Annotated in this window: 18 protein-coding genes and 1 pseudogene; 10 read left to right on the forward strand and 9 right to left on the reverse strand. The window is 45.5% G+C overall.

What is annotated here, in order from left to right:
* The first annotated feature begins 258 nt into the window (after positions 1-258).
* The 4 genes from EV202_RS05670 to EV202_RS05685 all read left to right on the forward strand — a co-directional run bounded on the left by EV202_RS05670 (position 259) and on the right by EV202_RS05685 (position 2,722).
* On the forward strand, positions 259-495 hold the full coding sequence (locus EV202_RS05670; protein WP_131925989.1) for a hypothetical protein: 237 nt from the start codon (positions 259-261) through the stop codon (positions 493-495).
* Between the two features lie 146 nt (positions 496-641).
* Complete coding sequence (locus EV202_RS05675; RefSeq protein ID WP_131925991.1) at positions 642-1,292, forward strand: hypothetical protein; 651 nt, start codon at positions 642-644, stop codon at positions 1,290-1,292.
* Positions 1,289-1,783, forward strand: a complete 495-nt coding sequence (locus EV202_RS05680) for a hypothetical protein (protein WP_125238915.1) — start codon at positions 1,289-1,291, stop codon at positions 1,781-1,783. The genes EV202_RS05675 and EV202_RS05680 overlap by 4 nt, the downstream gene beginning before the upstream one ends.
* A 12-nt stretch (positions 1,784-1,795) precedes the next feature.
* Positions 1,796-2,722: a WYL domain-containing protein gene (locus tag EV202_RS05685; protein ID WP_106068179.1), complete on the forward strand. Its 927-nt coding sequence runs from the start codon at positions 1,796-1,798 to the stop codon at positions 2,720-2,722.
* 175 nt (positions 2,723-2,897) lie between these two features.
* On the opposite strand, the gene EV202_RS05690 is transcribed toward EV202_RS05685, so the two are convergent.
* Entirely contained in the window at positions 2,898-5,042 is a 2,145-nt protein-coding gene (locus tag EV202_RS05690) for a DUF5686 family protein (protein ID WP_131926102.1), read from the reverse strand.
* A 399-nt stretch (positions 5,043-5,441) separates the two neighbouring features.
* Between EV202_RS05690 and EV202_RS05695 the strand changes: the two genes are divergently transcribed.
* Together EV202_RS05695 and EV202_RS05700 are read left to right on the forward strand one after the other, a co-directional pair.
* Positions 5,442-7,631 carry a glutamine synthetase III family protein gene (locus EV202_RS05695; RefSeq protein WP_131925993.1) on the forward strand — a complete coding sequence of 730 codons (2,190 nt, stop codon included), beginning with the start codon at positions 5,442-5,444 and terminating at the stop codon, positions 7,629-7,631.
* A 125-nt stretch (positions 7,632-7,756) separates the two neighbouring features.
* Complete coding sequence (locus EV202_RS05700; protein WP_106068176.1) at positions 7,757-8,458, forward strand: Crp/Fnr family transcriptional regulator; 702 nt, start codon at positions 7,757-7,759, stop codon at positions 8,456-8,458.
* 568 nt (positions 8,459-9,026) lie between these two features.
* On the opposite strand, the gene trxB is transcribed toward EV202_RS05700, so the two are convergent.
* The 7 genes from trxB to EV202_RS05735 form a co-directional block, all read right to left on the reverse strand.
* A complete protein-coding gene (trxB, locus tag EV202_RS05705; protein ID WP_106070385.1) occupies positions 9,027-9,974 on the reverse strand; it encodes a thioredoxin-disulfide reductase in 948 nt (315 codons plus the stop codon).
* A gap of 60 nt (positions 9,975-10,034) precedes the next feature.
* Entirely contained in the window at positions 10,035-10,667 is a 633-nt protein-coding gene (locus tag EV202_RS05710) for a LolA-like putative outer membrane lipoprotein chaperone (protein ID WP_131925995.1), read from the reverse strand.
* Positions 10,668-10,721: 54 nt separating this feature from the next.
* Positions 10,722-13,214 carry an FtsK/SpoIIIE family DNA translocase gene (locus EV202_RS05715; RefSeq protein ID WP_131925997.1) on the reverse strand — a complete coding sequence of 831 codons (2,493 nt, stop codon included), beginning with the start codon at positions 13,212-13,214 and terminating at the stop codon, positions 10,722-10,724.
* 363 nt (positions 13,215-13,577) lie between these two features.
* A complete protein-coding gene (locus EV202_RS05720) occupies positions 13,578-14,051 on the reverse strand; it encodes a hypothetical protein (protein ID WP_131925999.1) in 474 nt (157 codons plus the stop codon).
* Between the two features lie 42 nt (positions 14,052-14,093).
* Positions 14,094-14,300 (reverse strand): DNA-binding protein, encoded by a 207-nt coding sequence (locus EV202_RS05725; protein ID WP_131751404.1) that lies wholly within the window; start codon positions 14,298-14,300, stop codon positions 14,094-14,096.
* Between the two features lie 33 nt (positions 14,301-14,333).
* On the reverse strand, positions 14,334-15,626 hold the full coding sequence (locus EV202_RS05730) for an alpha/beta hydrolase (protein ID WP_131926104.1): 1,293 nt from the start codon (positions 15,624-15,626) through the stop codon (positions 14,334-14,336).
* An 11-nt stretch (positions 15,627-15,637) separates the two neighbouring features.
* Positions 15,638-16,606: an SPFH domain-containing protein gene (locus EV202_RS05735; RefSeq protein WP_131926001.1), complete on the reverse strand. Its 969-nt coding sequence runs from the start codon at positions 16,604-16,606 to the stop codon at positions 15,638-15,640.
* A 468-nt stretch (positions 16,607-17,074) separates the two neighbouring features.
* Between EV202_RS05735 and EV202_RS15250 the strand changes: the two are divergent.
* The 4 genes and pseudogenes from EV202_RS15250 to EV202_RS05755 all read left to right on the forward strand — a co-directional run.
* Positions 17,075-17,170 (forward strand): annotated as a pseudogene (locus EV202_RS15250) (IS982 family transposase); the annotation flags it as partial.
* A 407-nt stretch (positions 17,171-17,577) separates the two neighbouring features.
* On the forward strand, positions 17,578-18,366 hold the full coding sequence (locus EV202_RS05745) for a Cof-type HAD-IIB family hydrolase (protein ID WP_106068170.1): 789 nt from the start codon (positions 17,578-17,580) through the stop codon (positions 18,364-18,366).
* Positions 18,367-18,417: 51 nt separating this feature from the next.
* Positions 18,418-20,160 (forward strand): ATP-dependent DNA helicase, encoded by a 1,743-nt coding sequence (locus EV202_RS05750; RefSeq protein ID WP_125238818.1) that lies wholly within the window; start codon positions 18,418-18,420, stop codon positions 20,158-20,160.
* A gap of 65 nt (positions 20,161-20,225) precedes the next feature.
* Complete coding sequence (locus tag EV202_RS05755; protein WP_125238819.1) at positions 20,226-20,837, forward strand: L-threonylcarbamoyladenylate synthase; 612 nt, start codon at positions 20,226-20,228, stop codon at positions 20,835-20,837.
* A 5-nt stretch (positions 20,838-20,842) separates the two neighbouring features.
* On the opposite strand, the gene EV202_RS05760 is transcribed toward EV202_RS05755, so the two are convergent.
* Positions 20,843-22,696, reverse strand: coding sequence for a DUF349 domain-containing protein (locus tag EV202_RS05760; protein WP_131926003.1), 1,854 nt, complete (start codon positions 22,694-22,696; stop codon positions 20,843-20,845).
* Between the last annotated feature and the right edge of the window lie 51 nt (positions 22,697-22,747).

Below are 22,747 nucleotides of genomic sequence, written 5' to 3' on the forward strand. Positions count from 1 at the left end.
TGCAGCTCAAAGATAACCAAAAGGGCTGATACTTCACTCACGAAGTACCAGCCCTAAATCTTATACACTAGAAAATGTTTTAGCGGACAGCAATGATTCGTAACAGGAACTCTTTGGGTGGACAAAATGTCATTTGATGGATGGGAACAGGATGAAGAAGTCAGGGATAGTCTAGAGGATATACTCAAGATCGATATCGGCTTAAGCATCTATAAGAATGGTGTGCAGGAGATGCATCTATCAAGTAAGCCTTACCATATGGATACACCGGAAACATACCCAAGTGAACATCAGTTCCTTTATCTGTCCGACGAACTCGACAACTGGGATTTGAACATGGATCACGAGAAGTCTGCCCACTTAAACTTGGTATATGCTGTTCACAATCTATATGACCACTGTGATTGGGCATTACAAGACCTGCTGAATATCGAGTCGTATGACACGGAGATCAAGATTGAATATCTCAACAAATATGAACCTGATACTAATTAGAGTAGTAAGAACTGTACTTCACTCCAGTATGTGCGATAGTGTTTTTTTATCAGTCTAAAGAAAATTTTATAGATACCGACAGACTTTGGCCGAACCAGCTCCTACTTTTGCTTCCATAATCATAAACTTATTAATCTAAAAGAACAATGGAAACAAAAGAAACAATGGAAACCACAGTAAGAGTGGAAAAAGTAGAAGGGAACGAAAATCAGCAGGTCTTGATTATTCCAACCACATGGAAATCAATAAGGATAATACTTTATATCCTATCCGGATTATCTATGGCTTTGCTTTTTTGGGCAAAAATAGATAAAGACGCAGATTTGCTATCTGATGTAGTAGACTTATTGCAAACAGCAGTATCGTTGGCTCTTCCTTTGACTTTATGGGCTTTTATCGACTTTCTTCAAAAGAATTCGATATCAGTCGAAGGCATTAAAATATTCCTATATTCAGCAACCATTATTGGCATAATGATTTTTCTGGAGTATTTTATCATACCGACAGATACGTGGGATATAATCGCTATAGTTATAAATATCATATTGATTTTATCCGGCATAAGTGCGGGATGGAAACTTTATGCCACAAAGAACTATCCCATTAAAGGCATGAAGACAGTGGGAATAACTTTTATGGCGTATGGGTTCCTATCATTTATCTTCATATTCATGATAGATGATGACTTATATTTCAATTTAATAGACGCAAGTATACAGTACTGCGTTATATACTATATGTATGCGGTATTGGAACGTGCAAAAGTATATAACAACAGCAAGGAGGGCACTGTATGAAAAAAATATTAATGAAATATGGAATAATGGTATTCATACTATCATTAACCTCTTGTATCTCTCGTCTATCACCGGAGGAAGAAGTGCGAAATACATTCGAAGCATACATGAAAGAGATGCAGACCGGAAATTCACAAGAAGCAGTTCGCAACTTTTGCAGAGGAAAATATAAAGAAACAACAACAAACCTTTTAGGAATGATGGAACTTATGGGGGAAAAGACATCACTGTACAAGGACTATACAGCGATACAAGAGATTGCTTTTCTTCCAGATTATAGCGATGTAGCTATTGTTTTAGCAAATATGAGCAATAATGAACCAATATCCTTTATTTTGCATTTTGATAATTCAGAATCTTGGAAGATATATTATGCCGAAGCAAGTAATCTAATCCTACTTAAGAATTTTATAAATGGCGATCATCTATCAGAATGGGGAATATTCACCATTAGCGATAGTGATATGGAAGATTTAGAAACTATATTTTAAATACGATACTGCATGATTTATAAATACAAATTTTGTTTATGGCTGATTGACACGCTCAGTATACAGCCATTGACCTTACCCGAGATAAAGAAAAAATGGCTATACTCCTCAGCCAATGAAGAGGGAGAGCCATTGTCGGAACGCTCATTCAACCGCTATCGGCGTGAAGCAGAGTCGTTGATGTCGGTCGACATAGAGTGCGACAAACATACGAACCTATACCGCATAGTATATCCCGAGAGCTTTAAAAATCGTGATTTGCAAGAGTGGATATTGAGTGCGTTTAGGCTATCATCTCTGGCAAAAAGGGTGAATCAGCACAAAGAAATCATCATAGAACCTGCACCTCCCTCGGCTTGCCTGCTGCAACACATCATGGATGCCATAGACAAAAAATATGCCATCCGTTTTGTATATAAATCGCATTATCGGGAAGAAAAAAACATTGAGATGATTCCGGCCTTTGTACGTCTCGTCAAACAGCGTTGGTACGTCATAGGAGAGGTGAATGAAAAGAAAATTATTATGACCTGCGCATTAGAGCGGATGAAACAATTGGAAATACTAGAGGATAAAACAGTGAAGATTTCACCGCAAAACCGTCAGGTGCTGAAGCCGCAAACGTATTTTAAACATTGTTTTGGCATTATCCGCCAGTTTGAACCAACAACAATTCGTTTTCGGGCGTTTTGGCCGCAAGACGCTTATATAAAAGACGTGCCGCTTCATCCGTCACAAACAGAAGTAGCACAGACGGAAGAATATACTGATTTTGAAATATATGTGCGCCCCACTTACGACTTGAAGCAAGAGTTTCTTTGGCATCGGGATAAGCTCGCCGTACTTTCTCCGGAATCATTCAAGCAGGATATGATAACCATATTGCAAGCCACGTTGAAAGGATATGAAACAGGGATGAACCATGCAATAGATGAATAAAAAAGCCTATTAACACGGCAGTAGGAAAATAACCCCGAAATGATATAAATAAGCGGATGCCCGTCTCTTGGAGGGCACATGATACGGGATTCATGGATTAGCATCATTTTACGCACTCAAACCATGAATCCTGTTACTCATATTTAAAAAGGCAGCAACCGTTTGGCGCGCTTGTCTATCTGTTGAACAGCTCGAACGTAAACTTACAACCAATCTCCCGATACTTCCAGTTGGCAAATGAGGCAAACACACCAAAGTCGAAGATGTGGGTACCAATGCCATAGCCTGCCTCTACATACGGCTTCAGGTGAGGAACAACCAGCGAATTGAGGTAGAGGCGCTCGTTCAGCACATGCTGGGTGTACTTCTTCAAGTGACGAAGCAGAAGAAAGGGAGCTTCGTAAACAAAATGCCCGCGAAGATACTTGCGCGAAGAGTTATACCAACGGCCGTCCAACAACTGGAACACTCCTCCTATGTCATCGCTCCACCCCATCGGAAGATTGGAACGCCGCAGATTGGCAAAGTCGACAAAATAAAGTTCCTCCTGATTGGTAAACTCACCCCAGCCCAACCGCCAATAGATACCGCGCATCAGCCCTAAAGAAATCTGATGCTGCAAATCCACCTCAACACGCTCATACGAACTACTGCCTCGCAGCACACTTTTAAGCCCCCGCTCCCAGTCTACGGACAGAGTGGGATATTTGGAATGAAGATTTATCTTGCGGTTACCATTCATATAATAGTATTGTCCCGGAGTCCACGACAGGCGTACATGCGGGGCAAAGCTGTTGTAAGTATGACGAAACTTGGTCAGGATTTCGGGGTCGACGCCCGGCAGGGACGGTGAGCCTCCGGCACCGGTTTGGGCTTGCGAAAGCATCTTCTCATTAAGAACAAATCTGGAACGGTTCACTTCGGTGCGCCGGTGCATGGATACCCCTACTTCCAATGACAGGCCGTTCACTATTTCCCAGCTATGCCGAAAATTGAGATACAAGTCATTGAAATAGTCCAAGTGTATTTGCCTGAAGTCGAAAAGGCTGTCGGGGATGGCTTTCAACTCATCCAACACGTCGCTACTGTATATGCGGTTACCGTTGCCCGCTTCCAGATGAAACGCCGCCCGTTTGCGGGGCCAGTAGTCAAAATCAGACCTTACGCGCCAATAAAATAACTTCTCCTTGAAGTTATAGCCGATCCGGGGAACAATACGTAGAAGCCTGTCGCCCTTGAACAGACGATTGTACTTGAATTCCTGCCGATATGAAAAGCCATTCTTGCCGCTATAGCTCATCAGGAAAGGATTAATCAACGGCGAACAACGTATGCTTCCCAACTTGTCGAGCTTCAGCGTATATCGGCTGATCAACGCATCGCCTATCTGCCCCCAAAACACCAGCGCTTTATTCTTCGGCTGCTTCTTCCCGACAAGCGTATCCCGATGAAGGAAGAAATTTTCGTATAAGGTTCTCTCATGCGAAGTCAACGGAATGGGACGCAAAGCGTTGAAGCAGGCCGTATCACGTTGATAAACGTTGGTATCGGTAGACAAGGTATAGCTGTCGGACAAATCATACCTGCTTTTCCGAGACGGTTTCCGCACACCCCCCGGTATCTTCTGAATGATGTTTTTATAATCAAGCACCGCTTCGTATGTGCCTTCTATCACATTGCCGAGAAGACGAAAACTTACGTCGATGCCATACTGCAACGGAAGAAATTCATCCGAAGCTCCCACACTCCCCATCTTCACCAAATTATTGAACTTAACCATCTCATTACGTCCGGAAAAACGCATTTCGCGCACACTCCACACGTTGTCGCTCACAATCAGATAGCCGCCTACCAACTGAAAGCTTTTGTATTTCGGTATGAAACGAATTTTATATTGCAGGTTGTGCCTCTCTCCCATCACCGTATCAAGCCGATAGGTATAATACTTCTTCGCATTCGACGCTAAGGGAGAGAGCAACTTGTCATGCAACAAGGTAGAAGCGTAGACATTGATATGGAAGTATTCGGGCAGACGCCCGTCCAGCTCCCAAAACTCGGAAGCAGTACCCATGCCGGCCTTGACTTTCTGGTCATAGATATTGGGAGCAGTGAAATGCAGGTCGTTATAAGTTTCCATCATATACTCTCTCACCCCACGCTTAGGGCGAAACATGGAAGGAATATAGCGGAGAAAATGATTCTTCTTGCAGATATTCACCCAACCTTTTATATAGAGTTCGGCTCTGTAACTCTCTACAATCTGTTCATATAAAGGAGCAAAGAATATCACTTTACTCATGATGGAATCGGCCGAACGCATCTGCTCATCCGCCGGATAGGGCACACGCTGAGCCTTGACCTCTTGTACAAAAGAAAGCAAGAAGCAAAATCCAATCCATATAAGCAATAAACGTTTCAAATATAATGTCTTTACATAGATTGCGACAAATATAAAAAGAATTTACATAGCAGCCACAAGTTTTCGGGAAATTAAGCAAGTGCTTGATGTAAAAAAAGAAGATTATATCCTACCTGCATCCTGCATTACAACCTCAACCCTCCTCCATCCCCAAGAAAACACCTTTTCTATCCACACCCCTCATTTTAGAGGGGTAAAAATCAGAAAACAACATCTTTCACACAAAATACCCCTATTTTTTAGGGGTATATTCAGAAAAAACATCTACTTTTGCGCCAACAACCCATAAAAAAGACCTATATGTCAAAAATGCGATTCTTTGCTTTGCAAGAGCTTGCCAATAGGCAGCCTCTTGAAGTATCTACCCCTTCAAACAAATTGTCCGACTACTATGGCAGTCACGTCTTCGATAGTAAGAAGATGCAAGAATATCTGCCCAAAGAGGCTTATAAGGCTGTGACAGACGCCATAGAAAAAGGCACGCCCATCAGCCGCGAGATGGCCGACCTGATTGCCAATGGCATGAAAAGTTGGGCTAAATCTCTCAACGTGACGCACTACACGCACTGGTTCCAACCACTGACCGACGGAACGGCCGAAAAGCACGACGGATTCATCGAATTTGGTGAAGACGCGGAAATCATCGAACGCTTCTCCGGCAAATTGCTCGTCCAGCAAGAACCGGATGCCTCGTCTTTTCCTAACGGAGGTATCAGAAACACTTTCGAAGCACGCGGCTATACGGCTTGGGACGTCTCTTCACCGGCTTTCGTGGTAGACACCACACTCTGTATACCCACCATCTTCATCTCGTACACCGGCGAAGCGCTTGACTATAAAACCCCGCTGCTCAAGGCACTGGCAGCCGTAGACAAAGCCGCCACGGAAGTCTGTCAGCTGTTCGACAAGAACGTGACACGCGTATATACCAATTTAGGATGGGAGCAAGAGTATTTTCTCGTAGACCTTGCGTTATACAATGCCCGCCCCGACCTCTGCCTCACCGGACGCACGCTGATGGGGCACTCATCGGCCAAAGACCAGCAACTGGAAGACCACTATTTTGGCTCCATCCCTCCACGGGTGACAGCCTTCATGAAGGAACTTGAAATAGAATGCCATAAACTGGGCATTCCGGTCAAGACCCGACATAATGAAGTAGCTCCCAACCAATTTGAATTGGCTCCCATCTTCGAGAATGCCAACCTTGCCAACGACCACAACCAGCTTGTCATGGACCTGATGAAACGCATCGCACGCAAACATAAATTTGCCGTACTGTTTCACGAAAAGCCCTACAGCGGTGTAAATGGTTCGGGCAAACACAACAATTGGTCTCTTTGTACCGATACGGGCGTCAACCTCTTTGCTCCGGGCAAAAATCCCAAAGGGAACATGCTGTTCCTTACTTTCTTGGTGAACGTACTGATGATGGTGTACAAGAATCAAGACCTGCTGCGCGCCTCCATCGTGAGTGCCGGAAACAGTCACCGGTTGGGAGCCAACGAAGCTCCTCCCGCCATACTCTCCATTTTCTTGGGCAAACAGCTTTCTTCCATCCTCGACGAAATAGCCCGACAGATAAGCGACAGCAAAATGACTTCGGAAGAGAAGACAACGCTGAAATTAGGCATCGGACGCATCCCCGAAATCTTACTGGACACAACCGACCGCAACCGTACCTCACCGTTCGCCTTTACCGGCAACCGTTTTGAGTTCCGTGCCGCCGGCTCATCGGCCAACTGCGCCGCCGCCATGATTGCCATCAATGCTGCCATGGCCAACCAACTGAACGAATTCAAAGTTTCCATCGACAAACTGATGGAAGAAGGCGTAGGCAAGGATGAAGCCATCTTCCGCATTCTCAAAGAAACCATCATTGCCTCCGAGCCTATCCGCTTCGAAGGCGACGGTTACTCCGAACAATGGAGAAAGGAGGCTGCCCGCCGTGGCCTGACCAACATCTGCCATGTACCCGAGGCACTGATGCACTATATGGACGACCAGTCCTGCTCCGTCCTCATCGGCGAACGCATCTTTAATGAAACCGAGCTGGCTTGCCGTCTGGAGGTAGAGTTGGAGAAATATACCATGAAAGTACAGATAGAAAGCCGTGTGTTGGGCGATCTTGCCATCAACCACATCGTGCCCACAGCCGTCATCTATCAAAACCGACTGCTGGAGAATCTCCGCGGCCTGCGCGAAACTTTCTCTCCCGAAGAGTATGAAGAACTCAGTGCCGACCGGAAAGAACTTGTACGCGAAATTTCCAAACGTGTGACAGCCATCAAAACACAAGTACGCGACATGACCGAAGCCCGAAAAGTGGCTAACCACATGGAAAACCACAAAGATAAAGCCTTTGCGTACGAAAAGAATGTAAGCCCTTATCTGGAAAGCATACGCGACCACATCGACCACCTCGAAATGGAAATCGACGACGAAATCTGGCCGTTGCCCAAATATAGGGAATTGCTGTTCACAAAATAATGCGTCAAGAAGAAGGAAAGTGCAGAGGTATTTTGACACAGCCTCTGCATCTTTTTGCCATACTTGTGCAATATTTAATTTTTTATTTTTACATTTGTGCTGTATAACACAGTTTTGCAGCAGTTATGGTAAAAGTAAACTTATCCGAAATCAATGTTCCGGAGTTGATTGCCGACATGTGGCAACCTTTGAATGAAGAACAGCGGGAATTCCTCGCAAGCCATTTTACGCTCCAGAATTATAAGAAAAACGAAATCATTCATTGCGAGGGTGAGACTCCCGCCTACTTGATGTGCCTACTAAGCGGTAAGGTGAAAATCTACAAAGAAGGTGTGGGAGGCAGAAGCCAAATCATCCGCATGATCAAGCCCGTTGAATACTTCGGTTATCGAGCCTACTTTGCCAAAGAAGATTATGTAACAGCCGCCGCTGCTTTTGAGCCTTCCATCATCTGCCTTATTCCGATGAGTGCCATCACAACGCTGGTCAGCCAGAACAACGACCTCGCCATGTTCTTCATCAAGCAACTGTCCGTCGATTTGGGCATAGCCGACGAGCGAACCGTAAACCTGACACAAAAACACATTCGCGGGAGACTGGCAGAATCTTTGTTGTTCCTCAAAGAAAGCTACGGACTGGAAGAAGACAGTTCCACTTTAAGCATCTACCTCTCGCGTGAGGATTTGGCCAACTTGTCGAATATGACAACCTCCAACGCCATCCGCACCTTATCGCAATTTGCCACTGAACGGTTAATTACCATCGACGGTCGCAAAATCAAAATCATTGATGAAGAAAAACTTAAGAAAATAAGCAAGATAGGATAGAAAAAGAACCGTTGAACCGGTTATCATTTTTATCATCAATCGCCCCGACAAATTCAAGCAGTCATCTTTCTATTTTGAAAAATATCACCATTTTCTTCTCTTAAAAGAGAGGAGGAAAAAGACGGGTCATATTCAGTCCTATACCGAGGGGGCATCAGTCGTATACTGATGTATGATGAGTCGTATACTGAAGGTACATCAGTCGTATACTGATCCTACCCCTTCTCAGAAGTACTTCCTGCCGGGGTATATCTACATTCTAATTCGTTATCGGAAATATTCCTTAAAGAGTAAATGATTATTACATCAACAAAACTTTTGCAATCGATTCATATAATTTCCTCTTTTAAGGCAGATAGAAAAAGATGTATGATTCCACCCCCATATGATTGCCCTTTTATCAGGCAAGAGGCAGAACCTGCATTATCCGTTTTGAAGAAGTATGTTTATAGAAGCAACAGCAGCAGACTTTCTCTGCCACTGTTTGCTTTCATTCTTTTGTCCATATTGGCTCCGTCTTGGGATAGGTACCAATTTCAAGGCTCTACCCCTCCCTAACGAACTATAATCAGAGAAGCCCTTTGGCAGAAAGGTATCTTTCCGCTTCAATTGCGGCCTGACAACCGGTACCGGCTGCCGTAATAGCCTGACGATAATGAGGATCGGCCACGTCTCCGGCAGCAAATACGCCCGGTATTTTGGTGCGGGGCGTTCCCGGCTCGGTAACGATATAACCTACTTCATCCGTATCCAAATAGGGCTTGAATATATCCGAGTTCGGCTTATGACCTATGGCAAGGAAGAAACCGTCGATGGCCAAATCGTAACGTTTTTCATCCGACTCGCCCATGCGCTGTACCAAGTGCACACCTTCCACTCCGCTTTCGCCATACAAACCCACTGCATTATGTTCGAACAAAACCTCTATTTTTTCATGCTGCATCACACGCTCTTGCATAATTTTAGAGGCACGAAGATAAGGCTTACGCACTATCAGATAGACTTTGGCGGCCAGTCCGGCAAGGTAAACTGCTTCTTCGCAAGCCGTATCTCCTCCTCCTACAACAGCCACAGTCTTCTTACGATAGAAGAAACCATCACAAGTGGCACATGCGCTGACCCCCATACCGGCATATTTCTTCTCGTCTTCCAGTCCCAGATACCTTGCAGCAGCACCCGTAGAAATAATCAGCGTCTCAGCTTCTATGGTCTTTTCCCCGTCTATCGTAATCTTATAGGGAGCCTTGCTCAGGTCGGCAGCCGTAGCCACCCCATATCTCAAATCAGCACCAAAACGTTCGGCCTGCTTCCGCAGATCTTCCATCAGTTCAGGCCCTCCTATCCCTTCGGGATAACCCGGAAAGTTTTCCACATCCGTGGTTGTAGTCAGCTGACCGCCAGGTTGCAATCCGGCATAAAGCACCGGAGAGAGATTGGCACGGCCTGCATAAATAGCAGCCGTATAGCCGGCCGGACCGGAACCGATAATCAAACATTTTACTTTTTCTATTTCCATAATTATTATCTTTTTCTTGTTATTTCCTCTTTCAACATCCGGAACAACGAGCATGAAACTTCATCGCAAATCAATCAGTTCGGCTGTAGGGTATGCCTTTTTATCAAAAACAAAAAGACTATCGGGATACGTTTCTCCGGTCTGATAAGAATTGATGATGATGACTGCCGCATCTCCTCCGCGCTGCGCCATACTGACATGCGTAGGACGATACGTATCTTTTGTCACATAGAGAATGATACACTGCAGATTCGTCTTCCGCTCCGTGGCAGTCAGCACTACTTTATAAAGCGACTTGAGCCGCGGATTATCCACCTCGCCCATTTTCAGTCGATATCCTTGCTCATAAAGTGATAAGAGCGCATATGGATTGATGTTTTGCAACTCTTCGGGTGTGGGTTCAGATATATTTACTTCATCAGAAGAAGAAAGGTAACTCCATTGCGTATGTCCGTCGAACCAAGTCGTTGCTCCATCTGACTCTAACAAGAATTTATCCCCCTTCAAACGAATTGTGCCGGTAGAAGATCCTTCGGGGGCTCTCACCGTAAAAGATATTTTAACTCCACCAGACTTTTTGAATGTCTCGGCAGTACGATCCAACACTTCTTTAGCATCCGGTTGCTGCGCCACGACGGGCAAAGCAACAGCCAACATGCATATACAGAACAAGAGACGATTGATTTTCAACATTTCCATTCATTTTACCAAACAAGGATATATTCCTCATTCTTATTAAAACACAATTTACTGTATATTGTTCAGGCGTACTTCCAAGTCATTCTCATCCATACATAACACCTCACGAGGCTTGCTGCCTTGTGCTGCCCCTACTATCCCCGCCTTCTCCAGCTGGTCCATGATGCGTCCGGCACGGTTGTAACCAATGGCGAATTTCCGCTGGATGAGCGAAGTAGAACCTTGTTGATGTATTACCACCAGACGGGCAGCGTCTTCAAACAACGGATCCAGACGCCCCATATCGACATCTCCCAAATCACTACCGACACTCTCGTCAACATATTCCGGCAAGTAAAAGGCAGTAGGGTATCCTTGCTGATGAGCGATGAACTTGGTTATCTCCGCTACTTCGGGCGTATCGATAAAAGCACACTGCACACGCACCGGATCGGCTCCTTGCAAGAACAACATATCGCCGCGCCCTATCAACTGATTAGCTCCCGGACGGTCGAGAATGGTACGAGAATCGACCATTGCCGACACACGGAACGCTATACGAGCCGGGAAATTGGCTTTAATCGTACCCGTAATGATATTGGTAGTGGGTCTTTGCGTGGCAATTATCATGTGGATACCCACGGCACGCGCCAATTGGGCAATACGGGCAATGGGCAACTCTACATCCTTACCGGCCGTCATAATCAAATCGCCGAACTCATCGATAACCACCACGATGTAAGGCATAAACTTATGTCCCTTTTCAGGATTCAGACGACGGTTTATGAACTTCTCATTATACTCCTTGATGTTACGCACATGGGCGGCTTTCAGCAAATCGTAACGGGTATCCATCTCCACACAAATGGAGTTCAGGGTTTGCACCACTTTCGTCACATCCGTGATGATGGCATCTTCTCCATCAGGCAGTTTAGCAAGGAAATGGTGTTCGATGACGGAATAGATGCTGAACTCAACTTTCTTAGGGTCTACCAACACAAATTTAAGTTCCGCCGGATGCTTCTTATATAATAAGGAAGTGATGATGGCATTCAAGCCCACAGATTTACCCTGACCGGTGGCACCGGCCACAAGCACGTGCGGCATCTTACACAAATCCACCATAAAGACCTCGTTCGTAATTGTCTTACCAAGCGCAATGGGCAAATCATAAGCAGCTTCCTGAAACTTCTTACTGCCAATGATACTTTGACCGGAAACTATCTTGGGATTTGAATTAGGAACCTCGATGCCAATCGTCCCTTTGCCCGGTATAGGCGCTATGATACGGATGCCCAATGCGGAAAGGCTAAGGGCAATATCATCTTCCAATCCCCGGATTTTGGAGATACGCACGCCTTGTTCGGGGGTAATTTCATAAAGAGTTACCGTAGGTCCCACCGTAGCCTTGATGGTACTGATTTCTATACCGAAGCTACGCAAGGTATTGATAATTTTATCTTTATTGGCGTTTTGTTCCACCATATCGATTGTAGGCCCGTTGTCACCGTAATGTTTCATCAGGTCTATCGTCGGATAATGATAATTTTCCAAGTCCAGACGAGGATTGTATGGCTCCGTCTCTTTTCCTACGTACTCTTCCTCCTCGGCCGTTTCAACTTGGAATGCCGGTTCTTTCTCTACCGGCTGTTCCCGGAAAGGGGACCCTGAATCGGGCATAGGCGTCTCAATGGTCATGGAGATATCCTCATCCCTTGTTTGAGTCGGTTTTTCTTTCGTATCATTTCCTCCTAAATCAAGAGTAATCTCATTCAAGGAAGTATTTTCTTTTTCTTCAGGCACAACCGTCTTTTCCTGCCCTTTCTCTGCACCTTCAGATTCCTGAAGCATAACTTTTTCTTTTGCTCCCCAAGAGGTTATAAACTCTTCCGGCGTTTCACCCGGAAGTACCTCCGCCTTCTCTTTCCGCTTTAAGAAGCTAAGGGATAGCAGTTTTCGCAGCCATATAATGGTTCTGGCGCTTAGATAGATAAGAAAACAGATGGCTGTCACCAATAATATCATCCACACACCCGGCACTCCCACTTGCGACGTCAGCCAGTTGCTGACATTGTATCCGTGCATGCCACCCAAATAGAGGAAGGAGTCTTTGTATTGATCTACAAAGACGAAACCGAAAAAGACAGAGAACCAAATCAACAATAGCGAACAACCGATGAACCACTTCCACAGACGTACCACACGTACTTTCATAAGTTTCAGCCCCGTTACTGCCAAAAAGACGAGGATGAAGAACGATGAAATGCCGAAGCAATCGTTAATCAGATAGCTTGCCAACTGTGCTCCGCGCGAGCCTGCATAGTTTTTCACCCCATTGTTGGTGGAAGCCAGTTCTTGCGCATTAGCTCCATCAAGAATACTTTGATCGGCTGCTCCCGTAAAGAAGAATGAGGAAAAAGCAAGCAATAAATAAACAGAGAAGATTACAAGCACCAAACCTATTACGAAATGCATTGTTTCATTTTTGAATATGGCTGCCACTTTCCCGAAAAAGGAAGGCGACAGTTCTGTATCTTTGGCTGTTGAGTTTTTCCTTGCCATATTTTTTATATTAAATGTTTATCAGAATTGATTGCAAATGTAATAAAAACTATCTTTCCAACCTGCTGTTTCATTCTTTAATTCTTGCTTATCCGTTATGATTCACAGTACTGAAGCCATATTAACAAAATCCCCGCTTCGCGATATCACATCGAGAAGCGGGGATCCTTTTATCTTCATAAAAGTGGTTACGTAATTATGACTAACTAATTCATTCAAATCTGATGTTGCAAAGATACGGCGCCGGCCGATAACACACAATCCCTCAAAATAGGTATAATAAAACAGAATGGTCATTACAAATAGGTAGAAGTGCTCTTTGCAACAGATTTCCGAACTGAAAGAATTGCAACAGAACGAAAATTATCGGTATCTATAGGCCAACACATAATATGCAATAAACGTGGCGGCCATCAGAACTCCGAAAACGGGCATCGCCAATGTCATCACTCGGAAATTCGCCACCGCCCACAGACAAGCCAAAAGCAACGCATTCAGAAGAATGTTCAACATGCGTACAACGCGTACCGCCAGCATGCACTGCATACCCGCATTGCCATCGGTCAGGCGAAACGGAAGGCCATAAAAACGCATGGGCAGATAGGCCGACGCACCCAACAGCAAAAATGTGAAGAGAGAACAGCCTGCCATCATCCACCCGTATGAGGCTTCTGCTCCCACCGCCTGCGGGTTAGCATGAAAATAAAAGGCCGACAGCCAGACAGCAATCAACAACAATGCAGCCACCCCCTCTAAGATATGGTCGAACACCGAAGGGTAGAACCGCAAATCGGGATAGGCCGCTCCCGAATGAGAACCAAGGTTTATAATTTTCATAAAATAAAAGTCTCAAATGAATTACCGGGACAAAATTATCAATTATTCCGATACAGTTTCGTCTTCCGCAGGCGGCATATCCTTCTTTTTCTTCAGCCGCCCGCTTTTCCGCAATGCTTCAGCGATAATCCACTGAAGCTGTCCGTTCGTGCTACGAAACTCATCGGCTGCCCATTTTTCAATGGCCTCCATCGTTGCAGCATCCACGCGCAGGACAAAGCTTTTGGTCGAAGTTTCTTTCTTAGCCACTTTCCTTGATGATTTTAATTAATACTCTCCAATTTAGATGTCATTGCGCTTTCCATGTACAAAGAAAGCCACGTCATCCATCACATACCCCGCCACAGGCGAAACCTGATTATACTCGAAAGGTGTAGCCTTGCCAGTACCTTCCTGCAACAAATGGTTCAACTTCGGATATGACTTGAAGAATGCGTTTTTGCTATGCAACAAGCCGAAACGCCACAAGCCGAAATCTTCCATTGTCACTTGATAATCCCGTTCGCCTTGAAGAACAAAAACAGGAAGTGTTAGTCCGACTGCCACCTCCACCGGCTTGTAAGCATCGGCAAAGTCCCAATAAGAACGCGGTTGACTTGCTTTCAAGGCGTCCATCTGTGCCTGAATATCGACTTTGGCACCCGTCAGTGAAGCGATGTAAGTCAACTGCTCTTTCAGGACGGCATCGAACGGGCGGGCCGGAGCGGCAAGGAGGATGATACCTGCCGCAGATTCCCACTTCTGTGCAATGCGCGGAGCCAGCATTCCTCCCAGACTGTGACCTAATACGTAAATGCTGTCTGCCGCAACCTCCGGCAAAGTCTCCGCAAAGCGCAAAGCAGACAACGCATCGTCTACCGTTTCCGTGTCGTAGTCAGGCTCACGTCCGGCGGGTACACTCTTCGCACCATATACTTTTGTCCGTTTGTCGTAGCGGATAACGGCAACACCTCTCTCCGCCAGCCCCCAAGCAAGGTCTCGAAAGGGTTTATTAGGGCCTATCGTCTCGTCGCGGTCGTTAGGGCCGGAGCCATGTACCAGAATGACGCAAGGCACTTTACACTGCTCCGAAGCCGATAAAGGCAACGTCAATGTGCCGGGAAGTTCAAAGCCTTCAGCTCCTACGGTAATCTCCCGCTCCGTTATCTTCGCCGCATCATACGCCACCGGTTTAGCAGAAGAAAGTGCAGGCACCGGAGCCAACCGGATGGTATTCATCCCTCCATCCGCATCAAAAGCCAATATAAACCGAAGGCTGTAACGTTCGAATACTAAATCGCGATAATAAACGGTTACCTCCTGCACGGAATCTGTGTGCCAATCTCCTTCCGATTGCAACTTGCCAAAAGTTTTCTCCGTCTGCCGGAACGTATCATTGAACACGACAGGCGACAGTTCAGCCTGCAATTCTTTGTTCAGGGCAGCATGAATACTGTCGCCCTGCCCTGCCACAAACAGTTCGTAGATGCGCTGTGCACGTACCATATGGCCGTCTTGTGCATGAACAGCACATACATAGCCTAACAGAAAGCCGACCCAGATCAGCCACCGTCTCAAAGAGCCGAAAGCCTCCATTTCCTGAAAGATTAATGATTCAACGTTCCTGCGTTCACTACCGGTTGTGCCGCCTCGTCTGCACATAGCACCACCAGCAAATTGCTGACCATGGCCGCTTTTTTCTCTTCATCCAGTTCCACAATCCCTTCATCGGACAATTTATGAAGTGCCATTTTTACCATGGAAACTGCTCCTTCCACAATCTTCTCGCGGGCAGTAATGATGGCCGATGCCTGCTGGCGTCGCAACATCACTGCGGCAATCTCAGGCGCATAAGCCAGATAATTGATACGCGCTTCCACCACCTCCATGCCTGCCATGGCGAGGCGTTCATTCAGCTTCTGTTCCAATTGTTCGTTGATTTCCTCACCGCCCGAACGAAGGGTCAGCTCTTCCGTATCAGCCTCATTGTCATCATAAGCATACTGCCCCGCCACCTGACGAAGCGCAGCATCGCTTTGTATCTTGACGAAGTTCTCGAACGCATTCATCCGGCCGGCCACCGCATACCCGGCAATCGCCTGCCTGTTGTTTCCTACACCCACAGCAGATGCCGCCATAGTCTGTGAATCAATCTCAAACATCGCCTTATAAGTATCCTTCAATTTCCACACCAGCACCAACCCTATCAGAATGGGATTACCAATCTTGTCATTAACCTTAATAGGCTCCACATCCAAATTGCGCGCACGAAGCGAGAGTTTCTTCTTATTCAAGAAAGGATTGACCAAAAAGAATCCGGTTTCCTTGAACGTTCCTTTGTATTTGCCGAAGAACACCATGGCTCGCGCCTCGTTCGGTTCCAACTCCATGTATCCGGCAAACAAAATGAACCAAAGCACCAATAGAATCATAGAGAAAAACATGAGGGGCACACTGCGACCGACTCCGATGATAAAACCGAATACGATTATCGCGCTAAACACCACCAGATGCAAGAATAGGGCTACAAAGCCATTCATCTTAAAACCATTGAAATCCAACTCTTTCGTTTCCATACTTAATAGATTTAATTAATATCATTATGATATCACAAATATATCTTATATTTTTAATGAAAAGCAAAGAAAGTGAGGAGAAAAGAATAGAAGATTAAAGTAAATTAACATTGTTGAGGGATTTGTGCTATTCGTAAATGCAAGACATACTATTTAACGTCAGTTCGAGATAAGAAAAGTGTACTAAAAGTTAGTAATCTCACTTATTTATGGTTGAATACCGATAACTGTGTAAAACAAATCCTTTATCCCTGTCGATTGTAAAGATATTCTGTAAGGGCTATAATGCCATCATCTTCGTTTTACCATCTTCGTACCATGTTCGTATCATGTTCGTATCATGTTCGTGTGGAGTTGCTCGCTATAGACACGAAGAAAATACGAAGATGATAAGAGTGAGTATCAACTTTTTTCAAAAGAAGGAGGGGCTTTTATCGGGTAATGTCTTTCCCGGAAATAAGAATAAACAGTTTCCTCTTGTCAGGGCTGACAGCTTATAACCTGCTGCCAAAGAAGCCGTCCATGAATATTGACATTATTGACAAAAGCAGATTTATTGCATAAGAATTATATCGAATTCACGTTATTTAGCCTGAGTTCGGGATAAGAAGCAGGTCAGCAGTCTCACCCGACGGATTGTATTTCAAAATCAAACCTCATTGGTTATCAAACGTTTACACCTTCCTTGCCAGACACTTGCATCTGACGGCTCAAACACTTGTGTCTGTCACGTCAAACACTTGTGTCTGTCGGCTTGAACACTTGCCTCTGTCACGACAAAGGATTGCAGCCGTCAAACAGGGGGAAGACGACAAGCGTATAGAAACTATCAACGATGAACCCAAGAACATTTGCCAAACGGAACATACACGACACAGGTAATTTGCAAACTCATATTTATTTGCCTGCAAAAGCGCTAAAATTCATCCCTTTTTGAGTACTTTTGCACACAAGATACAAAGAACAACCTTATGATAAAAGCTCTTTTTTTTGACATCGACGGCACATTGGTCAGCTTTAAGACGCACGAAATACCCCTTCCGACCATCGAAGCGCTAACCGCCGCCAAAGCCAAAGGCATACATATTTTCATCTCAACAGGACGGCCGCCTGTCATCATCAACAACCTTTCGGCCTTGCAAGAAAGGAATCTGATAGACGGCTATATCACCATGAACGGGGCTTATTGCTTTGTAGAAGATACCGTCGTCTATAAAAGTCCCATCCCGACTGCCGAGGTGGACATTCTGACAGCCTTCTGCCACAATCGAAACATCCCATGCATCTTGGTTGAAGAGAACGACATCTACGTAAACCAACCGGACGAAATAGTGGAAGAGATTTTCCATAGACAACTAAAAGTGGATCCCATTGGAGCAAGACCTTATATCGGCAATCATTCGGGCCGAGAGATTTATCAGCTCACGCCATTCATCAATGCCGAAGAAGAACAGGCTCTACTGCCCACCCTTCCAAACTGTGAAATGGGGCGCTGGCATCCTGCTTTCGTCGACGTAACGGCCAGAGGAAACACCAAACAGAACGGAATTGACCGGATTAACCGCCATTTCAACATCCGGCGCGAGGAGGTCATGGCTTTTGGCGATGGAGGAAACGATATCGGTATGTTGCGCCACGCCGGCATCGGCATAGCTATGGGAAACGCCCAAGAGGATGTGAAATCCGCTGCCGACCACATAACCTCCGAAGTGGATGACAATGGCATAGCCAATGCCCTGAAACACTTCAAGATAATCTGATATCAGACAACAAGAACAGAACGCGAATCATTAATTAACTCCTGCCGAACATTGAACTTCGTTCCCGATAGCCAGAATAAAGAGTTTCAAGATGCCTTGCAGCTCATCCAATACACCCGCCAGTCCGTCTTTCTGACGGGCAAGGCAGGTACGGGGAAATCCACTTTCCTGCGCCACATTTGCAACATCACGAAGAAGAAACATGTGGTACTGGCTCCCACAGGCATTGCCGCCATCAATGCCGGGGGCAGCACGCTGCACAGCTTCTTCAAACTGCCTTTTTATCCTTTACTGCCCGAAGACCCTAACCTCAGCCTGCAACGGGGACGCATCCACGAGTTCCTCAAATATACCAAGACTCATCGCAAATTGCTTGAAGAGCTGGAGCTTGTCATCATCGACGAGATTTCCATGGTACGTGCAGACATCATCGATGCGATGGACCGTATTCTACGTGTCTATTCCCACAACCTGCGCGAGCCTTTCGGTGGCAAGCAGATACTGCTGGTGGGCGACGTTTTCCAGTTGGAACCGGTTGTAAAAGGAGATGAGCGGGAAATACTGAACCGTTTCTATCCCACCCCTTACTTCTTCTCGGCAAAAGTATTCAGTCAGATAGACCTTGTATCCATTGAATTGCAAAAAGTATATCGCCAAACCGACAAAGTATTTATCAACGTATTGGATCATATCCGCAACAACACAGTCAACTCCTCCGACCTGCAACTGCTGAATACCCGCTATGGCACACAAATCGAACAATCGGAAGCAGACATGTACATCACCCTCGCCACCCGCCGTGATAATGTGGACTATATCAATGATAAGAAGTTGGCAGAACTTCCCGGTGAGCCGGTCAGCCTCCATGGTGAAATCAAGGGCGACTTTCCGGAAAGCAGCCTCCCCACTTCTCAAGAACTCACTATGAAACCCGGCGCACAAATCATCTTCATCAAGAATGATTTCGATCGTCGTTGGGTAAACGGAACCATCGGTGTCATCAGCGGTTTCGACCCCATGGAGGAAACAATCTACATTATTACTGATGACGGCAAGGAGGTAGACGTAAAACGAGAATCGTGGCGAAACATCCGCTATAAATATAACGAAGAGAAGAAACAGGTTGAGGAAGAGGAACTGGGTACATTCACTCAATACCCTATACGCCTGGCATGGGCCATCACCGTGCATAAGAGCCAAGGACTGACCTTCAGCCGAGTGGTCATCGACTTCACCGGCGGTGTATTTGCCGGCGGACAGACCTATGTAGCCCTCAGCCGCTGTACGGCACTCGAAGGCATACAACTGAAGAAACCCGTCAGTCGCGCCGACATATTCGTTCGCCCTGAGATTGTCAGCTTCGCAGCGCGTTTCAACAATCAGGCTGCCATTGACCGCGCCTTGAAACAGGCGCAGGCAGACGTGCAATATGTTGCTGCCACCAAAGCCTTCGACAAAGGCGACTTCGACACCTTCCTGAACGAGTTCTTTAAGGCCATTCACTCACGCTACGATATAGAAAAGCCCAATATCCAGCGCCTCATCCGCCGGAAGCTCCACACCATCAACACGCTGCGAGAAGAGAACCGAGCCTTGAAGCAAGCTGCTCTGGAGAAAGAGAAAGCGTTAGTGAAATATGCCCGCGAATACATCCAGATGGGCGATGAATGCTTGAAGCTGGACATGAAAGAGGCTGCCATGAGGAACTACAACAAGGCCGTCACCCTATGTCCCAAGTTCAAGGAAGCCTGGAAGAAGATAAAGAAGCTGGAAAAGGAAATGCTTAATAGGTAAAAACTTTGGTTATAAGCGTTTATTCTCTATTTTTGTATTATATATAATCCATATTCCTAACAACCATGCTTCTGAAACTCTATGAAAAGAATAACAATGCTGCCGACCTTCAACAGGTTATCGATATTTTGAATGACGGTGGCATCATTATCTATCCTACCGACACGATGTATGCCATCGGTTGTCATGGACTGAAAGAACGCGCCATCGAACGCATCTGTCGTCTCAAAGATATAGACCCGAAGAAGAATAACCTCTCCATCATCTGTTACGACTTGAGTAAGGTTAGCGAGTATGCCAAAGTGGACAATGCCACTTTCAAGCTGATGAAGCGCAACCTTCCCGGCCCTTTCACCTTTATTCTGGCAGGTACTACCCGGCTTCCCAAGATATTCCGCAATCGCAAAGAAGTAGGCATCCGCATGCCCGACAATGCCATCATTCAGGAAATAGCCCGTCTGTTGGATGCTCCTATCATGACCGCCACACTACCTCACGACGAGCACGAAGACATAGAATATTGCACCGATCCTGAACTGATAGAAGAAAAATACGGAACCGCCGTCAATTTAATAATCGACGGCGGTATCGGCAGCACCGACCTTTCTACGGTGGTGGACTGCACTAATGGAGAGATAGAAATTGTACGACAAGGAACAGGATGGTTGGATGAATGACATCATCACTCCCTGCTTTCAATATTCTCGTCAATCACCTTGATTTTCTCTTTGACGAGTTCGATATCCGCTTTCAGTTTTTCCACCTTGCGGTTAATTTCCGTCAGTAGATTATTGCCTTTTTTGGACGACGCTGTGAGGAATCCGAGATTGTTCTCGTAAGTCTGCAGTTCACTCTTCATATTTTCAAAGGCACGCATCAACTTCTCACGCTCGCGATAAAGAGCTTGCGGACTGTTTTCCTGAATGGAAACAACTGTTGATTTGAAGTTACTTAATTTTTTGTTCGATGCACTGATATTGAATTGGTTGAACAGTTTATCGATCCGATTGTGATATTGCTTATAGATTTTATCCTTTTCTTTGAAAGGCACATGTCCGATACTATTCCACTCCTTCATCAGATTGCGCACCAATTGTGAGGCTTCTTCTGTATCCATTTCATCGCTAATCGCGTCCAGCTGTTCGATGACAGCCCTTTTCTTTTCCAGATTATCATACTCCACGGAACGTTGAGAAGAAGCAGCTTTATTCTTTTGTTCGAAGAAATAATCGCAAGCAGAGATAAAGCGTTTCCACACGGCATCCGAATATTTTTTCGTCACCGGTCCGATGGTCTTCCATTCCTTTTGAAGCTTGGTCAGCTCGTCAGCGGTCTGTTTCCAATCCGTGCTCTCTTTCAGCGCCTCCGCCTTTTCACACAACAGCCGTTTCTTTTCCAGATTTTCGGCCATGCTCTCCTTCAAGGTCTTCACAAACTCACCTTTCTTGCGGAAGAATTCATCACACGCTTTGCGGAAGCGTTCGAAGATTCTCACGTTCATCTTTTGCGGAGCAAAGCCGATGGTTTTCCATTTATTTTGAAGGGCGATGATTTCCTGCGTCTTATTCTCCCAAGAAGCAAAGTTTGTCAGTTCGCTATAATCAATGGCCTCGATGATTTCACAAATCACAGTTTTTTGGTCCAGATTATTTTGCTCCACTTCTTTCAATGCTTCGAAATGTTGCTGGTGACGACGGTTTACGGCAGTAGAAGCAGCCTTGAAACGCACCCAGATTTCATCGCGTAACTCTTTGGCCACCGGCCCCGTATCACGAAATTCCTGATGCAACTTTTGCAACTGATGGAAAGCTGAAACCACATCAGCTTCATCCGCCAACTTCTCGGCTGCATCACACAAATGCATCTTGATTTCCAAGTTTTTCTTGAAGTCATACTCACGAAACTCATTGTTCAGCTTCAAGAGGTCATAGAACTTCTCTACATACAACTGATAGTTTTTCCAAAGTTCATTGATTTTTCCTTGCGGCAACAAGGTCACCTCGTTCCACTGCTGTTGCAGTTTCTTAAATTCCGTATAGTTTTTGTTCGGGTCATCGGGAGATTCCACCAACTCCTTTAGTTCTTCAATGATGGAAAGCTTGATTTGCAGATTCATCTCTTTCTGCTTTTCCTGTTCGGCCACAAATGCACTTCTCTTTTCTTTGATGACGGACATGACATGTTTAAACTCCTCTTCCAAGCTGTCTGCCTGCGGAATAAAATCTTCCGCCGCCCCACCGTTTTCCACAAACAACTTTCTCGCAACCTCTTGTTCGGCATTGTGCAATCTGTAGAAAATTTGCTTCAAGGTGTCTATCTCCGGTTTCGCCGCATTCTCCACATCAGCAGCCATTTCTTTCAGCTTGACCAGGATTTCCTCCTTTGTGAGTTTCCGGTCAGATTCTACCGGCTTTGTTGAAACAACTTCTTCAGCGGGAGTTTCCGTAACTTTATTATCGGAAACCTCTGCTGCTTTTTTTTCTTCTTCTAACTCTACCTTTTTTTCAGGGAGATTAGTGTCATGAGCGTCCATCATTGTATTTATTTTTAGTAACGGGGGAAACCCGTTAGGGTTACATCAGACTAC

Origin of the sequence: Prevotella heparinolytica (assembly GCF_004342845.1) — a bacterium.
Taxonomy (GTDB): domain Bacteria; phylum Bacteroidota; class Bacteroidia; order Bacteroidales; family Bacteroidaceae; genus Bacteroides; species Bacteroides heparinolyticus.

Excerpts from the sequence above, each read along its gene's own strand:
- EV202_RS05670 (WP_131925989.1), top strand. The coding sequence starts at position 259 with ATGGATACACCGGAAACATACCCAAGTGAACATCAGTTCCTTTATCTG.
- EV202_RS05675 (WP_131925991.1), top strand. The coding sequence starts at position 642 with ATGGAAACAAAAGAAACAATGGAAACCACAGTAAGAGTGGAAAAAGTA.
- EV202_RS05680 (WP_125238915.1), top strand. The coding sequence starts at position 1,289 with ATGAAAAAAATATTAATGAAATATGGAATAATGGTATTCATACTATCA.
- EV202_RS05685 (WP_106068179.1), top strand. The coding sequence starts at position 1,796 with ATGATTTATAAATACAAATTTTGTTTATGGCTGATTGACACGCTCAGT.
- EV202_RS05690 (WP_131926102.1), bottom strand. The coding sequence starts at position 5,042 with ATGCGTTCGGCCGATTCCATCATGAGTAAAGTGATATTCTTTGCTCCT.
- EV202_RS05695 (WP_131925993.1), top strand. The coding sequence starts at position 5,442 with ATGTCAAAAATGCGATTCTTTGCTTTGCAAGAGCTTGCCAATAGGCAG.
- EV202_RS05700 (WP_106068176.1), top strand. The coding sequence starts at position 7,757 with ATGGTAAAAGTAAACTTATCCGAAATCAATGTTCCGGAGTTGATTGCC.
- trxB (WP_106070385.1), bottom strand. The coding sequence starts at position 9,974 with ATGGAAATAGAAAAAGTAAAATGTTTGATTATCGGTTCCGGTCCGGCC.
- EV202_RS05710 (WP_131925995.1), bottom strand. The coding sequence starts at position 10,667 with ATGTTGAAAATCAATCGTCTCTTGTTCTGTATATGCATGTTGGCTGTT.
- EV202_RS05715 (WP_131925997.1), bottom strand. The coding sequence starts at position 13,214 with ATGGCAAGGAAAAACTCAACAGCCAAAGATACAGAACTGTCGCCTTCC.
- EV202_RS05720 (WP_131925999.1), bottom strand. The coding sequence starts at position 14,051 with ATGAAAATTATAAACCTTGGTTCTCATTCGGGAGCGGCCTATCCCGAT.
- EV202_RS05730 (WP_131926104.1), bottom strand. The coding sequence starts at position 15,626 with ATGGAGGCTTTCGGCTCTTTGAGACGGTGGCTGATCTGGGTCGGCTTT.
- EV202_RS05735 (WP_131926001.1), bottom strand. The coding sequence starts at position 16,606 with ATGGAAACGAAAGAGTTGGATTTCAATGGTTTTAAGATGAATGGCTTT.
- EV202_RS05745 (WP_106068170.1), top strand. The coding sequence starts at position 17,578 with ATGATAAAAGCTCTTTTTTTTGACATCGACGGCACATTGGTCAGCTTT.
- EV202_RS05755 (WP_125238819.1), top strand. The coding sequence starts at position 20,226 with ATGCTTCTGAAACTCTATGAAAAGAATAACAATGCTGCCGACCTTCAA.
- EV202_RS05760 (WP_131926003.1), bottom strand. The coding sequence starts at position 22,696 with ATGATGGACGCTCATGACACTAATCTCCCTGAAAAAAAGGTAGAGTTA.